Here is a 14,448-nt window from a genome sequence, read left to right on the forward strand (position 1 = left end):
TCTTTATTAAAGGTCAATAAAACTTAGTAAATTCAAATGAGGGTATAGATGACAGACTATAGCGCTTGCCAAATGATATCAGCAACTTGCTTACTCGCACTACGGTTGGCCAATGCGTGGCCTTTTTTGCCATCGCTAAGCACTTCTCTCGATTGAGTACGCCAAGCTCGTCACTGAGACTTTTGGCAGTTAGCTCTGACTGTGGCAGTAGAATTGCAGCATCATGTGAGGTCAACGTGCGCGCATTGGCCGTCTGATGGTCATCCACTGCATGCGGTAGCGGTACAAAAATAGCGGCGATGCCGACGTTTTGAATTTCCGTCACGGTCAATGCACCTGCTCGGCAAACGATGATGTCTGCCCAGTTATAAGCTGCAGCCATATCATCAATAAAAGGCTGTACAGTAAACTGATGGTTGTTTAGATTTTGCTCGCTATAAGCCGCTTGCGTGGCTGCTTCATTGTTGCGTCCACACTGGTGTAGGACTTCAAATGGCTGATCTAGTAATGCTAACGCTTTTGGTACTGTATCATTTAATACCTGAGCGCCAAGTGAACCGCCGACTACCAACAGTTTAAGCAGTGAACTGTCATTTACGTCGTAGCGTACCGTTGGCTCTGCAACACCAGTAATGGCGTTACGCACAGGATTGCCCACTGTCTCAAGCTTGGCATCTTGCTGACTATTAGCAAAGGTATTCTCGAACGCTTGTAATGTCTTAGTCGACAGCTTAGATAAGTAGCGGTTGCTCATGCCAGCGATGGCATTTTGCTCATGGATAATCAAAGGCGTATTAGTCATACGCGCAGCGATACCGCCAGGTGCAGTGACATAACCACCGAACCCAACGACCACGTCAATCTGATTACTACGAATCACTTTTACTGCTGCCATCGTCGCTGATAGCAGAGTCATTGGTAGCTTCAATAATCGACCAACGCCTTTGCCACGAAGTCCTTGCATATTAATAGCATGAAAAGGATAACCTGTTGGCTCAACCAAACCGTTTTCCATACCGTTTGGCGTTCCTAACCAATGAATCACCGCACCGCGCTGGGTCAACTCGTCGCTCACTGCAAGCGCTGGAAAAACATGCCCGCCCGTACCAGCTGCCATCATCAATATATGCGGTGTTTTCATGAACGCCTGCCTATCTTTACTTTATTTATATGAAGGGTTTATCTCACTGCGGCGGTAACAATTATGAAAAATAATGACCTAGCCAAAGCCCGCATAGTATAGAGGAAATCATTGTCTTATATACAGTACTTTATGCAGCAAAAATAACAAAAATCCAAGCTATGAGCGGTCATAGCTTGGCGTCGTGTAATGCTAATAAACGGTAAGGAAAATTAATGACTAACAATACCTCAAAATACGGGTTTTACGTAGTCAAAATACTCCTTAACTCAAAACTTTCCTGAACATAGCGAAAGCTACGCAGTAAATTTATTCTCAATCGCCATGATAAAGTCGGTTGCGATATCTGTACCGCATTGGTCATCAATCTCACGTACGCATGTTGGGCTAGTAACGTTAATCTCAGTGATACGCCCACCGATCAAATCTAGACCAACGAACATTAGGCCTTTTTCTTTGACAATTGGCGCCACAACTTCTGCTACCTGGCGTTCGATATCAGTCAATGGCATGGCAACACCGCTACCACCAGCTGCTAGGTTACCACGGGTCTCGCCTTTGGTTGGAATACGGGCCAAACTATAATCTACCACGACTCCATCGACGATTAATACGCGCTTATCGCCTTCTTTAATCTCTGGCAAATAACGCTGCGCCATGATAGGCAAAGTTTCAAGCTCAGTCAGTATCTCTAACGTCACTCCGATGTTTGGGCTATCAGCGGTTAAGCGAAAGATACCAGTGCCGCCCATACCATCTAGTGGCTTGACGATGACGTCCTGCTGTTCAGCGATAAACTTACGAATGTGTGCTTGTTTGCTGGTCACAATCGTTGGGCTCATATAATCGCTAAACCACGTCGCAAACAACTTCTCATTGCAGTCGCGAATCGCTTGTGGATCATTGACCACGAGCACGCCTGCTGCTTTGGCATGGTCAAGCATATAAGTGGCATAAATAAAGCGCATATCAAACGGTGGATCTTTGCGCATCAAAATCACGTCATAGTCGCCGACTGGCCCTGTGCTTTTATCACCCAATGTATAGAAATCTGCAGGATCACGCTTTACTGTAAGCGGCTGCGTATCAACCATCAACTGACCACGGTCCAACCACAGGTCATGAATCTGACAATAACCGAGCTGATGGCCACGGTCTTGAGCGGCCCACATCATAGCGAGACTGGTGTCTTTTTATAATTGACTCGCTCGATAGGATCCATAATAACGAGTATTTTTAGCGATTTTTCTTGTTTTTGTTGGCTCATGATAAGACTCACTTACGTTATATTATTAATATGAAATAAACTTATTAAACAACATCAGTGCCCAACTATACGCCGTACTGCTCACGATAGTGTTGCATTTTGGCTAACTGGGTCGCGTCTTTATGCTGGCCGTTTTGTGCACCATTGTCATCGGCTAAATAACTGATCAAATCATCGATATCGACCAATGCACGTACGGGCACTTCTAGTGTCGCGGCAAGCTCTTGAATAGCAGAGTGCTCTGCTTGACCTTTTCTTTACGATCAAGTGCGACGAGAATACCAGCAACGCTTGCGCCTGCTTGCTCTAAAATCTCGACCACTTCGCGCATGGCTGTACCCGCTGTGATGACATCGTCGAGCACCCAAACGGCCTTGCCACTTACGTCAGCACCGACCAAATTGCCGCCTTCGCCGTGAGTTTTTGCTTCTTTACGGTTATAGCCCCACTTGGCGTTAATACCATGATGTAGCCATAACGCTTGCGCCGTCGCTGCGACAAAAGGAATGCCTTTGTAAGCCGCACCAAAGATGACCAGCTCTTGCGCATCAGCGCTATTATTTGCTGTATTCATTTGTTCAGCTAAGGCATCTGCATAACCACGTGCTAGTAACGACAACATCTCACCAGTCGCAAGCAAACCTGCATTAAAAAAGTACGGACTGATACGACCAGACTTTAGGACAAACTCACCGAATTTAAGCACTTGGTTGTCTAGAGCCAGTTGAATAAATTGATGAGATGAAAATGTAGGGTCTTGAGGGCGTGTTACATGAGACATTATGACATTCCTATCAGCAAAAAGAGGGGGCAAAAAATTTGCATTATTGTACGCATTATTGATCAGCTTGACCAACCATTGATCGCATAATCCTGCATATTGGCATAGCGAGTCAGCAAACCACTACGCGACGAGATATTAAAATAGCTTTGTCCATCTGCTCGGACTTGTATCTCCCAGCCCAAATGATAAGCGGCAACAATAATATGACCAGCAAATAGTCGAATCTGACGATATGCGTGGCGCTGCGATGGCTCACAAACGATTTGACTCAGCAAATAGCTACGCACATACTGACAAATTTCTGCGGCGCTATAACTATGATTGATACTCTTACGGGTACTACACTGCTTTAGCGCATGGACAGCCACGCTACATGCCATGATATCCGTGGCCAAACTGCCCTGGCCTGTTTCAAACTGCTGCGGTTGTAGTATCACTTGCCAATCGTCGGCATACAGACTGTTTAGTAGCTCATCCGGATTATAACGTTTGGTCAATGCGCGCATAGATAATACAAGCTTCTCAGCCTTTCTGTAATTATTTGAGTCATCATCTGAATCGTTGTTTGACTCAACTCCTGTAGCGCTATCAATAGGCAAAAACCCGTAACGGTTCAGTTTTGGATAAGCGCGAATCGCCTGTTGAATATCTGACATATCTAACAACGTCATATCCGATAATGTCGATATTAGTGGCTGCTCACTATGATTCTGATAAAAGCTATCCGGCAATTCGATAAGCTGGGCCGCATTCAGCAATGATAAATGCTCAGCCAGTGCTTCTGAAGCAATCAGCGACCACTTCGATAAGCTGTCTGCATTGGGCTGATAGAACCGCGTAGAGTTACCATAAAGCCTGCGCAGTTGACCATTTAGGCGACGAGCAGGCTCAGGTATATCACTTAATGGTCTGGCAGGATCAAGAGGAGATTGTTTGGGATCAAAGTTAGGATGTACGATCGCAGGTTGCTGTGAATCAGCTAATATAGACGATTGCTCAGCCTTTTTCGGACGTGACCTTCTGCCAGCTGCCCGCCTTCTGTTGCCAGATTAGCATGAGACAAACGGTCATCAGAAGTAGAAGGCTGGGACATGAAATCTCCATAGACTGTAAAGTCTGAAACAAATAAGAACGATTATACCAAGTGCTATTTTACTCTTTAGGGCTCAGCTCTAAAGGCTTACTCTTGATAATTCAAAATATCTCGGTAGCCTGTCTGCCAATCAGCATAATCAAGCCAAGCTAACGGAATGTTGCTGTGCAAGCGTTTTCCTGTCACTGAGGTTTTTGTATTATCAATAGTAGGAGGTGTCTCGCCAACCTGCTCACTAAGCCAAACACCTAGTTCAAACGTAGTAACAGGTCTATAGTCCGTCGCTAGATAGACAGGTTTTGGTGTTTCTATCGTCAACACTTTGGCGATGATATTGACCAAGTCGCGATCCATGATGCGGTTGCTCCAATGCTCAGCTGGCACTGGATCTTTATTTGGCTCACGAGCCTTGCGTAGTCGCATTAAGCGCTCGCGCCCATAGATACCACTAGGACGGATGACCACTGCTTTATCACCAAAACCCTGTTGCAGCGCTTGTTCTGCTTGCAATATGACCTTTGACGCAGCGCGCGCTGGCGTGACAGGTGCAGTATGCTCATCAATCCATTCGCCATTATCCTGACCATAGACACCAGTAGAAGAAATGAATACCACACGTTCAATTTTAGTGAGCTGTGGAGCAAGCGTTGCTAAATGCTGACTAATCGCTAGATAACTGTTGTGATAACCGCTGGTCGAATACTCATCAGGAGTGACGATAATCGCAATATGAGTAAACACTTGTAGCTGCTCAGCAGTCAAAGTCAACGCATCAGCCTGCAAAAAATCTGCACTATCTACCAAATCATAATGGCGGCGCTCACTACGAGCCAGCCCAGTCACACAATAGCCATCTTGGGCAAGTTTATTGGTCACTGGCAGGCCGATATCACCTTGACCAATAATTAGTAAATTTTGCGTACTCATAAAGCATGTTTTCCTTTATACAACTTCCTTGATACAACCATTACAGCACTTAGAAGCCATCTTGTTTAAATTAATGTCTAAATTAATGTCTAAATTAATGTCTAAATTAATGTCTAAATCAGTGACTAAAAATACCGTCTGTACGATAGCTGTATATCATCGTTGGCATCGATACGTTCTTGCCATTCGTAATTTGCATTGATACGTAATGCTTGTTTTTTATCAATATCGTATTGCAGCCCTAAGCTTGAGATTGGTTGCCAATAATGGCCACGGACGTTGGATTCATCGCTGCTGCCATGATACCAATATGGCAATTGCAATTCAGCTTGTGCGCGTAACTGATTGTTAATCTGATAACGGCAGCCCGCATTGATACCTGCGCCTAGACGAAAGCCTTTATTGATACCGCGTCCTACTTGTCCTGTACCTGCCAAAAAGGTATAGCACAGTTGCGGCGGCATCTCACCAGTACCTGCGGCTGGTGTACCAAATGCCCATGACCAGCCTTTCTCGTAACCTACGCTACCGACCAAATGATCCGTACCTGCCTCTTGCGATCCATCGTTTACTCGCGTCGCCTCGATACTAGCGCCCCAAGTATTGCCTTTTTGGCTGCATTGACAGGGTTAAAAGAACGGCCACGAATCAAAGTGACATTTTGCAAAACCACACTATCTGGCTGATTGGGCTTATTATCATCTGTGTCATACAGTCGTAATGTCGCAGCCAGCCCTTCTAAGTTAAAAAACTGTGGATACCCTGAGGCGTGGTCAAGCGTATCATGAAACCCCGCTCGAAACCCAATATCCATATAGTCATCATCGCCACGCTGCCCTATACCTATCGTACCCAACTGTAGCGGATGCCTGTCTATCGGATTATTATCCGATACGTCGATTTGACGCTTGAGCAGTGTTTGCCCATCAGCTGACATGCTCGATACAGGGTTGAGCTGCGCAGACTTGATCTCATTCACGGTTTGTTTGGCGCTATTATGATAGCCCAACTGCGCGCGCTGTTGTTTTTTCTCATTGAGCTGATTTTGACGTAAGGTATTATCAGCAGGCGTATAAATGGAACTTGCCAGCAACAGCTCATCATTTAATAGTTGAATCACATCAGAAGGCACGACTGCATAAGACAATTGGCTCAGTAAGTTTTGCTGCGGGCGGACCACATCAATAAGACGCAGAATCTCAGAAGCACAATTGTCCGTGGTGAAATAATACGGCATTTTCAATGCTTTGGTTTCCCAAACGTGGCGCATAATCTGCTGAACTTCCGCTGGCGTCAGACTCAACTGATATGTCCACGTATCACGTTCATCATCTTGCAGGTATTTCGCTAGCATCTCTGGATAAAGGTCAATTTCGATAGCGCTATTGTAGCTACCAATCATTGACTTGGTAGCATAGACTGGGAAACTATCGTTTGGATCACCGTCTACCGTATAATTCAGCGCATAAGCCTTATCGATTTGATTTGGATCAGCGATGCTCGCTTTTGAGTCAATGCGTAACAGCGTATGAGCAAACGCAGAGAGCGGATTGTCCAAGTACTCCTGCGCAAACATAATAGATAGCTGCTCAGGCGCCAATGTCGACATCCATTCATCCAATTCTGGACAGTCAGCAGATAGACTTGCAGCATCGATCGCTAGCACCCCTGCTAACCATGCCACTCGTGCTGGAAAATGACATAAGACAGAATTATTATTGGTATCAGTTTTTGCTTGGTCGTTATCAGTTGCTGATGATGACACCAACTCTTGTGCAAGTGCCACAAGCATCGCATCCAATTCTGCACCTGAATCTCGTTGACCATTTTTACTTAAAAAAAGCTCGGATCATTAACCAAACTCTCGGTTTTCTTTTTACCCAATACACTGTTTTTATCATCGTAAAAATACAACAAGCGTCGCCATGTTGTATGCTGTGCCAACTTGTCTGCTTTTACTTGTTGACGCCATGTCGATAGTAGCTGCTCTGTCTCTAAGCTTGATTCAGATAAAGTACTATTTTTAATATTAGGTTCAGCACTATTAATATTCTTCAACTCAGATAATGCATCTGAATTAGAATAATTAGGTGCTATGCTAGTAGGTGCGGTGCTAGATACGTCAGGTGACAATGCATCTGATTCAAGGACAGAGAGCGGCGTTGGTAGAAAGGCCTGTGTTTGAGCCGAGAGTAATAACCCTGCTACAGCCAGTGGTAGACGTGCTCGCAGGCCAAGGGTCATTAGCGTACAATCGATAGGTATGGACGTCAGTTTTATAGACATGAGGTAAAATCTCGCACGTTATTATTCATACGCTATCAGCGTTATTAAAGTTTCTGGGTCAAAAAATCAAACACATCGCCCACTATCATTTAACTATTTAGATAGATTGTTTATCACACCATTATCAATACTAGTATAAAAAGAGAGCATTATGCCTGCATCATTGCCAAACTCATCATCTACGTCGTCAATGACTATCAAAGATGGTCTACTATCGGCAGCCACTTGGCTGGCCTCACCCAATTACAATGTAAGGCCAAAAGGTTTAAGTATTGACGCCATCGTCGTACACAATATCAGCCTACCACCGAATGAATTTGGTGCCTGCGACACTAATGGTACGCATTACGTAAAAGCATTATTTACTAATCAATTGGACTGGGATGCTCATCCTTACTTTCAAACAATTAAAGGCGCAGAAGTATCAGCGCACTTGTTTATAGAACGTGATGGCGCTATCACTCAGTTTGTCAATTTCAACGAACGGGCATGGCATGCTGGGCGGTCTAGCTATTTGGGTCGACCTGAATGTAATGATTATAGCATTGGCATCGAGCTTGAAGGGTCGGATTTTGTGTCCTTTACCTCTGCTCAATATGAGCAGCTAGCCAAGGTAATTGCCGCCATCTATAAGGCCTATCCCAAAACACGTCGCCACTTGACGGGCCATAGCGATATCGCGCCTGGGCGTAAGACTGACCCTGGTGAGTATTTTGAATGGGCAAGGTTGCGCCAGTTAGTGGCTGATGCAACGAAAAACGATGTACCGTCGCATAAATGATTTCCACACTCAATCCATTTATCTCAATGGTGAAAGTGATATAATTCGTCAGTTTTTCATCCATATCACATCAGCACATAACTCAATATACAACTTAGCAAGATAGGTTCTCATGGCAAAAAGTCGGTTATTTCGTTCAACCATGGTGGTCAGTAGTATGACCATGTTATCGCGTATTTTAGGTTTGGTACGTGATGTTGTATTGCTAGGGGTTTTTGGTGCAGGTGGTTTGATGGATGCCTTTTTGGTCGCCTTCAAAATCCCAAACTTCTTACGACGACTGTTTGCAGAAGGTGCGTTTAGCCAAGCTTTCGTGCCAGTACTGTCCGAATACAAAGAAAAGTACAGCTTGCAACAAGTGCAGATTTTGGTCAGTCGAACCTCGGGCGCATTGTTGCTAGTGTTATCAATGCTGACAGTGGTGGTCATCTTAATCGCTCCTTGGGTGGTGACGTTGTTTGCCCCCGGATTTGCCGATCAACCCAACAAATTTGCCATTACCGCTGAGTTGCTACGTCTTACCTTTCCGTATTTGCTATTCATCTCTATGACAGCTTTTGCGAGTGGTATTCTACAAAGCTACGGTCGTTTCGCCGCGCCCGCTTTTGCGCCCGTGTTATTGAACCTATGTATGATTGGTGGCGCACTGATTTTTGCACCGATGTTTGATACACCCATCATGGCCCTTGGCTATGCCGTTGCTATCGCAGGTTTGCTACAGTTTTTGATTCAACTGCCGCAGCTCTGGCAACAAAAACTGCTTGTCGCACCAAAGATTGATTTCCAGCACGAAGGCGTTCGTCGAATTTTAAAGTTGATGTTACCTGCTATCTTTGGTGTTTCTGTTACTCAGATTAATTTACTATTAAATACCATCTTTGCCTCATTAATGATTGGCGGTTCCGTCTCTTGGCTCTATGCAGCTGAACGTATGAGCGAGCTGCCGTTGGGTCTGATTGGTGTGGCGATCGGTACCGTCATATTACCAAGTCTGTCAAAAAGCGAAGCTCAAAAAGACGATGTCAGTTTTAAAAAGACCATCGACTGGGCAGCACGTCTTATCATCTTGGTCGGTGTGCCTGCCTCAGCCGCCCTATTTGTACTCGCAGATGTATTGATGCAAGCGCTGTTTTTACGTGGTGAGTTTACCTTACGTGATGCCCAAATGAGCTCACTGGCTCTACGTAGTATGGCAGGTGGTATCTTAGGATTTATGCTTATTAAAATCTTTGCTCCTGCATTCTTTGCGCGTCAAGACACCAGAACCCCTGTCAAAATAGGCATCATCTCTGTCATCGCCAATATGATCTTTAGTGTCATTTTTATCGGGATATTTTATTTCTTAGAGATACCGTTACATGGTGGTCTAGCATTGGCTACGACTGGCGCTGCTTTTGTAAACGCAGGCTTACTATATTACTTCTTACACAAGCGTGATATTTTCCGTTTCGGTCCGCATTGGAAAAAGTTATTTACGCAGTTTGCTATCTCGACTGGCTCTATGATTGGCGTGCTTTATTTTATGCTACCTTACTTTCCTACCGATCAGGCTCAGTGGCAGCGTATCGTCGCGCTGATTATTATGTGTGCTGTCGGAGCGCTGGTTTACGGTGTGGTATTGCTAGCGACAGGGTTCCGTCCGCGTCAGCTAAAGCACGGTTAGGACAAAGTATAAGCAAACTTATGGCAGGCTTACGAAACCAAAACAAGCCTGTCATGAGAAATGACAATGCGCGCTGCTGATAATTGTCATAATAGATCACTAATGAATACATGACATTTGAGGTTTGATATGACAACGAAACAGCCAATCTTCCAGCGCTTACCAATTTTGCTAGCAACTGGTGTACTAAGCACTGGACTCCTTATTAGCGGCTGTAGCAATAATGAGTCGGCTGAAAATGCTACTGATAATGAAGATGTGGCAGCGACTGTTGATACCTCAGAAGACGTCACATTAGACAATGATATGACTGACCAAGCAGAGATTGCTGAAAGTGCTAGCGAAACAGGCGAAATTACAGATGGCACTGAAGATAAGACATCGATTGATAGTGACAATATTAATCCAGTTGCTGATGCGGCCGAACAGAAAAGCCTAGTAACTAATCCAACTCAAGCCGGTACGCCAGAGGATACTATCAAGCAAGCCCTAAACAGCTTATATTACGGTGATGTGAAGGATGCGGCGTCATATTACCAAGTTGATATGGCAAACTTCGAAGAAGAGCTTGCCAATACTCAGTCTGCATTTCAGCAAACGGTGGATGGCGTTACGATTACTGATACCAAATACAACGATGATAAAACTCGTGCCACCATCACTGGCGAGCTGATGCTAAAAGGACAGAGCGAACCTGCACCACTGACCTACCAGCTACAGAAGATAGAAGGTCAATGGAAGATTTTAGGTTAGAGCGTTTTAAGTTAAATTGTTTCAGACGCTTTATCTGAGATATCGTCTGATGTCACTGCTTTACCAAGCATCACAACATCAGCGATAAACCCTTCCATATCGCAAACTTCGGGCATATAACCCCATTGCTCAAAGCCAAGCTTACGAAATAATCCTAAGCTTGGATGGTTATGAGCAAAGACAAGGGCAATGATATTTCGAATACCTAGGCTTGGTGCTTGCGTCAACATCCAACGGGTCAGCACACTGCCCAACCCTTTGCCCTGATAATCTTGATTTAGATAGATGCTAATCTCGGTACTGATGTGATAGGCCGTACGTGCGTACAAATCACTAAAGCTGCCCCATGCGACTATCGGTGCTTTTTTTGATCTATATTATTTGATGATAGTGCTTTAACCACATATATCGGTCTGGTTGTGCTATCCAAATGTTCCTCAAACCAAGTAGCACGCTCCTCTAGCGTAACCAATGCAAGATTGGCTGTTGCTTGTTTGCCCGGTATGCTTTGATTATAAATGGCTAAGACTTCTGCTAAATCTTCTTTATTTGCACGCTGCACAACGAACTGATCGGTAAGCTGATATGTCGATAGTTCGGTTGGTATGGTATTCAAGGCAGCAGCAGACATAAGATCTCCATCGTTGTCGAGATTGTTGTTAGGATTGGTATTAGCATCATTGGCAATAAAGAATAGCCACCCTACCTGCCATACTTGCATTACAGGTAGACTATAGGATGTTAGTGTGGCTATTTTACTTTATAATGGCTGGCTTTAGACACATCAATTTTAAGCATAGATGTGTTTTTTCGTTTTTTATTTGGTCTCATCATAGCTGAAAACTTATGAAAACCTATTTTCTTGAGCAACTGATTTCGTCGCCACATTCTTCATCTACGGACACTGTCCCAGTAGAGTTGGCATCTTGCGTGCTCACTATCGGCAATTTCGACGGTGTGCACCTTGGTCACCAAGCCATGCTAGCCCAAGTTAGTGAAATTGCACATACCCAAAATTTGGGTGCGGCGGTCATGATTTTTGAGCCGCAGCCACGCGAGTTTTTTGCACCTGCTAAAGCACCTGCACGTTTGACGAATCTGGCAGAGAAGCAAGCACTGCTAGCAGAGTATGGTGTTGAAACATTGATCGTAGCAGGTTTTGATACAGAATTTCGCTCGCTATCAGCACAAGCGTTTGCCGATATATTAGCCAAGCGTTTGAACGTCAAAGCATTGGTGCTGGGTGACGACTTCCGCTTCGGCCATGATCGTACTGGTGACAGTCAGTTTTTGCGTGGTTACGGTTTGGATGTGACCAACCTGCATACGGTCACTGATAGTAATACTGATAGCGACAGTATTGATACTATCGATAACGACGCTGCCCGTATTAGCTCTACTCGGGTTCGTGACTTACTATTAGCAGGTGAACTTCAGGCGGCCAACAGGTTGCTTGGTCGTGACTATGCAATCACAGGAAGGGTTGTGCGCGGCGACCAGATAGGTCGTACGATAGACTTCCCTACCGCAAATATCGATTTACAGCGTATAAAGCCTGCCCTGCATGGTATTTTTGCAGTTGACGTGGTGAGCTTAGATGATAATGGTAATGTGATCGCTAATGGCTTGACTACGCTTGCCTCCGATGGTCATACAGGTGTTGCCGGATTGCGTCCGCATAGTTTGTTTGGCACGGCTAATATTGGCAAAAGACCTTCTGTTGATAAAGGTGATGACTGGCGACTAGAAGTCCACTTTCCGCAGTTGCAAGCTGATTTGTACGGACTGAATTTACACGTACGTTTCCTACACTTTTTGCACGGTGAGCGTCGCTATGATGGAATAGAAGCATTAAAAGCGGGTATTCATCAAGACGTTGCAGATCTACTTGAGTGGCGCGAAAAGCAAATTTGATTTTTAGTGTTATTCCAGACATAAAAAACCCCGCGATATTAAGACTATCGCGGGGTTTTTTATGTCTATAAATATCTATGCATTAGGATGCAAACGGACATTTAGCTCATCGATAGTTTCTACCCATGCGGCATCTTTTTGCCATTCTTCTTGCAAGAACATACGCTGATTATCCGTCCAAATGCTAGCCTCTGTCAGTTTTTCTTCGCTAGCTAGTTGGTTTGCTGCGATAAAATTATCAATTGCCTCATCAGAGCTGTCGAGGCCTAACTGAGCAAACAACTCATTCATACTGTATTCTGGTTCACCCAACATAATTTTTCTCCTTAAATGGTACGAATATAGTCGTACTTATTGTTTAATGTGCTTATTATTCAAATTGACATATTCATTGTAGCAAGCTTTATTTTAATAGCTGTTAATCAACGTTTATCTAACGTTATCAATTGTATTAACGGTAAATCGCTCTTATCAGTTTAAAATATGAATTAAGTTGATCTCATCTGCCTATTTCTCATAGACACGAAAAAGCCCTCATATTTCAGAGGGCTTTCTTGTACTACTTATCTCTACTACTTAAATCATAGCTTATCGTATAGCAGCTTAGATTTACGGTAGTAAATGTGCTACTGCATCACGCTCTTCACTAAGCTCTTGCTCAGTGGCAGCCATTTTCTCTTTCGAGAAATCTGATGATACATCAACGCCGTCTACGATAGACCAGTCGCCGTTAGTGCATGTGCATGGGAATGAGTAGATCAAACCTTCAGCAATACCGTATTCGCCGTTTGAGTAAACGCCCATAGATACCCAATCATTCTCATCAGTACCTAGTGCCCACGTACGCATATGTGCGATAGCAGCGTTGGCAGCAGAAGCGGCAGATGATGCACCGCGAGCTTTAATAATCGCAGCACCACGCTGTTGTACTTCTGGGATATAAGTTGCTTCGTACCATTCGCGATCAACTAAATCTAGAGCAGGCTTGCCGTTTACCGTACAAGCAGTTAGATCTGGATACTGCGTTGACGAATGGTTGCCCCAGATGATCATTTTTTTCACGTCATTTACAGTGCTTTCAGTCTTACCAGCTAACTGCGCCATAGCACGGTTGTGGTCTAGACGAGTCATTGCAGTGAAGTTGCGTGGATCAAGATCTGGCGCATTGCGCTGAGCGATAAGTGCGTTGGTGTTGGCAGGGTTACCGACTACCAATACTTTTACATCACGGCTAGCGACTTCGTTCAATGCTTTACCTTGTGCTGAGAAAATCGCAGCGTTGGCTTCTAGCAAATCTTTACGCTCCATACCTGGGCCACGAGGACGTGCACCAACCAGTAAAGCATAATCGATATCTTTGAATGCGACATTAGCATCGTCAGTTTGGACGATACCAGCCAACAATGGGAATGCACAGTCTTCTAGTTCCATGACCACACCCTTTAGGGCGTCAAGAGCTGGCGTAATTTCAAGTAATTGCAAAATAACTGGCTGATCTTTACCTAGCATCTCGCCAGATGCAATACGAAATAGCATCGCGTAGCTGATATTACCAGCGGCACCAGTGACGGCAACACGTAAAGGCTGTTTCATTGACATTGAATACTCCCTAATTAATTATTAGATAATTCTAATGAACGATTATCATTTTAGATATCGACTTGTTTGCCGCATAGCAGCATGTATAAACCGAGAGCTAGTGTAGCACTTCATCGCAGTGACCGTCTAGATACAGTCATAGACCCGTCAGGGATTATATTGTTACATTTTATACGAGAGGAGTTCTACAGAGGCTAAGCGCTTATAGATAAAGCGCTAGAGGGTTTTAGCACATGGTAA

The 14,448-nt window shown here is 44.4% G+C and carries 14 protein-coding genes and 2 pseudogenes; 4 read left to right on the forward strand and 12 right to left on the reverse strand.

Going from position 1 to position 14,448, the window contains the following annotated elements:
* Positions 1–13: 13 nt before the first annotated feature.
* From murG to ACOBWA_RS12395, 8 genes and pseudogenes are all read right to left on the reverse strand, one after another.
* Entirely contained in the window at positions 14–1,141 is a 1,128-nt protein-coding gene (gene murG, locus ACOBWA_RS12360) for an undecaprenyldiphospho-muramoylpentapeptide beta-N-acetylglucosaminyltransferase (protein WP_420229521.1), read from the reverse strand.
* Positions 1,142–1,437: 296 nt separating this feature from the next.
* Positions 1,438–2,408: pseudogene (gshB, locus tag ACOBWA_RS12365) on the reverse strand (glutathione synthase).
* A 65-nt stretch (positions 2,409–2,473) separates the two neighbouring features.
* Positions 2,474–3,189 (reverse strand): annotated as a pseudogene (pyrE, locus tag ACOBWA_RS12370) (orotate phosphoribosyltransferase).
* A gap of 62 nt (positions 3,190–3,251) precedes the next feature.
* Positions 3,252–3,950 carry a hypothetical protein gene (locus ACOBWA_RS12375; protein WP_420229522.1) on the reverse strand — a complete coding sequence of 233 codons (699 nt, stop codon included), beginning with the start codon at positions 3,948–3,950 and terminating at the stop codon, positions 3,252–3,254.
* A 422-nt stretch (positions 3,951–4,372) separates the two neighbouring features.
* The gene (locus ACOBWA_RS12380) at positions 4,373–5,212 is read right to left on the reverse strand and encodes an SDR family oxidoreductase (RefSeq protein ID WP_420229523.1); all 840 of its coding nucleotides are present in this window, start codon (positions 5,210–5,212) and stop codon (positions 4,373–4,375) included.
* A 125-nt stretch (positions 5,213–5,337) separates the two neighbouring features.
* The gene (locus tag ACOBWA_RS12385; RefSeq protein WP_420229524.1) at positions 5,338–5,748 is read right to left on the reverse strand and encodes a hypothetical protein; all 411 of its coding nucleotides are present in this window, start codon (positions 5,746–5,748) and stop codon (positions 5,338–5,340) included.
* A 32-nt stretch (positions 5,749–5,780) separates the two neighbouring features.
* Positions 5,781–7,004, reverse strand: coding sequence for a DUF4105 domain-containing protein (locus ACOBWA_RS12390; RefSeq protein ID WP_420230776.1), 1,224 nt, complete (start codon positions 7,002–7,004; stop codon positions 5,781–5,783).
* Positions 7,005–7,045: 41 nt separating this feature from the next.
* Complete coding sequence (locus ACOBWA_RS12395) at positions 7,046–7,498, reverse strand: hypothetical protein (RefSeq protein WP_420229525.1); 453 nt, start codon at positions 7,496–7,498, stop codon at positions 7,046–7,048.
* Positions 7,499–7,649: 151 nt separating this feature from the next.
* Between ACOBWA_RS12395 and ampD the strand changes: the two genes are divergently transcribed.
* The 3 genes from ampD to ACOBWA_RS12410 all read left to right on the forward strand — a co-directional run bounded on the left by ampD (position 7,650) and on the right by ACOBWA_RS12410 (position 10,695).
* On the forward strand, positions 7,650–8,279 hold the full coding sequence (ampD, locus tag ACOBWA_RS12400; RefSeq protein WP_420229526.1) for a 1,6-anhydro-N-acetylmuramyl-L-alanine amidase AmpD: 630 nt from the start codon (positions 7,650–7,652) through the stop codon (positions 8,277–8,279).
* A 112-nt stretch (positions 8,280–8,391) separates the two neighbouring features.
* A complete protein-coding gene (gene murJ, locus ACOBWA_RS12405) occupies positions 8,392–9,942 on the forward strand; it encodes a murein biosynthesis integral membrane protein MurJ (protein WP_057761456.1) in 1,551 nt (516 codons plus the stop codon).
* A gap of 129 nt (positions 9,943–10,071) precedes the next feature.
* The gene (locus tag ACOBWA_RS12410; RefSeq protein WP_420229527.1) at positions 10,072–10,695 is read left to right on the forward strand and encodes a hypothetical protein; all 624 of its coding nucleotides are present in this window, start codon (positions 10,072–10,074) and stop codon (positions 10,693–10,695) included.
* Between the two features lie 11 nt (positions 10,696–10,706).
* Here ACOBWA_RS12410 and ACOBWA_RS12415 read toward each other — a convergent pair whose 3' ends face one another.
* Positions 10,707–11,024, reverse strand: a complete 318-nt coding sequence (locus ACOBWA_RS12415) for a GNAT family N-acetyltransferase (protein WP_420229528.1) — start codon at positions 11,022–11,024, stop codon at positions 10,707–10,709.
* A 23-nt stretch (positions 11,025–11,047) separates the two neighbouring features.
* Positions 11,048–11,416: a GNAT family N-acetyltransferase gene (locus ACOBWA_RS12420; RefSeq protein ID WP_420229529.1), complete on the reverse strand. Its 369-nt coding sequence runs from the start codon at positions 11,414–11,416 to the stop codon at positions 11,048–11,050.
* Positions 11,417–11,541: 125 nt separating this feature from the next.
* Here ACOBWA_RS12420 and ribF point away from each other — a divergent pair, with 125 nt between their 5' ends.
* Positions 11,542–12,609, forward strand: a complete 1,068-nt coding sequence (ribF, locus tag ACOBWA_RS12425; RefSeq protein WP_420229530.1) for a riboflavin biosynthesis protein RibF — start codon at positions 11,542–11,544, stop codon at positions 12,607–12,609.
* 75 nt (positions 12,610–12,684) lie between these two features.
* Here the strand turns inward: ribF and ACOBWA_RS12430 are convergent, their stop codons facing one another.
* Together ACOBWA_RS12430 and ACOBWA_RS12435 are read right to left on the reverse strand one after the other, a co-directional pair.
* Entirely contained in the window at positions 12,685–12,924 is a 240-nt protein-coding gene (locus ACOBWA_RS12430) for a DUF2789 domain-containing protein (RefSeq protein WP_238052848.1), read from the reverse strand.
* Between the two features lie 294 nt (positions 12,925–13,218).
* Positions 13,219–14,202, reverse strand: a complete 984-nt coding sequence (locus tag ACOBWA_RS12435; RefSeq protein WP_420230777.1) for a malate dehydrogenase — start codon at positions 14,200–14,202, stop codon at positions 13,219–13,221.
* Positions 14,203–14,448 lie beyond the last annotated feature (246 nt).

The sequence above is a fragment of the Psychrobacter sp. ER1 genome (assembly GCF_048631835.1).
GTDB lineage: Bacteria > Pseudomonadota > Gammaproteobacteria > Pseudomonadales > Moraxellaceae > Psychrobacter.

Excerpts from the sequence above, each read along its gene's own strand:
- murG (WP_420229521.1), bottom strand. The coding sequence starts at position 1,141 with ATGAAAACACCGCATATATTGATGATGGCAGCTGGTACGGGCGGGCAT.
- ACOBWA_RS12380 (WP_420229523.1), bottom strand. The coding sequence starts at position 5,212 with ATGAGTACGCAAAATTTACTAATTATTGGTCAAGGTGATATCGGCCTG.
- ACOBWA_RS12390 (WP_420230776.1), bottom strand. The coding sequence starts at position 7,004 with ATGCTTGTGGCACTTGCACAAGAGTTGGTGTCATCATCAGCAACTGAT.
- ACOBWA_RS12395 (WP_420229525.1), bottom strand. The coding sequence starts at position 7,498 with ATGTCTATAAAACTGACGTCCATACCTATCGATTGTACGCTAATGACC.
- ampD (WP_420229526.1), top strand. The coding sequence starts at position 7,650 with ATGCCTGCATCATTGCCAAACTCATCATCTACGTCGTCAATGACTATC.
- murJ (WP_057761456.1), top strand. The coding sequence starts at position 8,392 with ATGGCAAAAAGTCGGTTATTTCGTTCAACCATGGTGGTCAGTAGTATG.
- ACOBWA_RS12410 (WP_420229527.1), top strand. The coding sequence starts at position 10,072 with ATGACAACGAAACAGCCAATCTTCCAGCGCTTACCAATTTTGCTAGCA.
- ACOBWA_RS12420 (WP_420229529.1), bottom strand. The coding sequence starts at position 11,416 with ATGCAAGTATGGCAGGTAGGGTGGCTATTCTTTATTGCCAATGATGCT.
- ribF (WP_420229530.1), top strand. The coding sequence starts at position 11,542 with ATGAAAACCTATTTTCTTGAGCAACTGATTTCGTCGCCACATTCTTCA.
- ACOBWA_RS12430 (WP_238052848.1), bottom strand. The coding sequence starts at position 12,924 with ATGTTGGGTGAACCAGAATACAGTATGAATGAGTTGTTTGCTCAGTTA.
- ACOBWA_RS12435 (WP_420230777.1), bottom strand. The coding sequence starts at position 14,202 with ATGAAACAGCCTTTACGTGTTGCCGTCACTGGTGCCGCTGGTAATATC.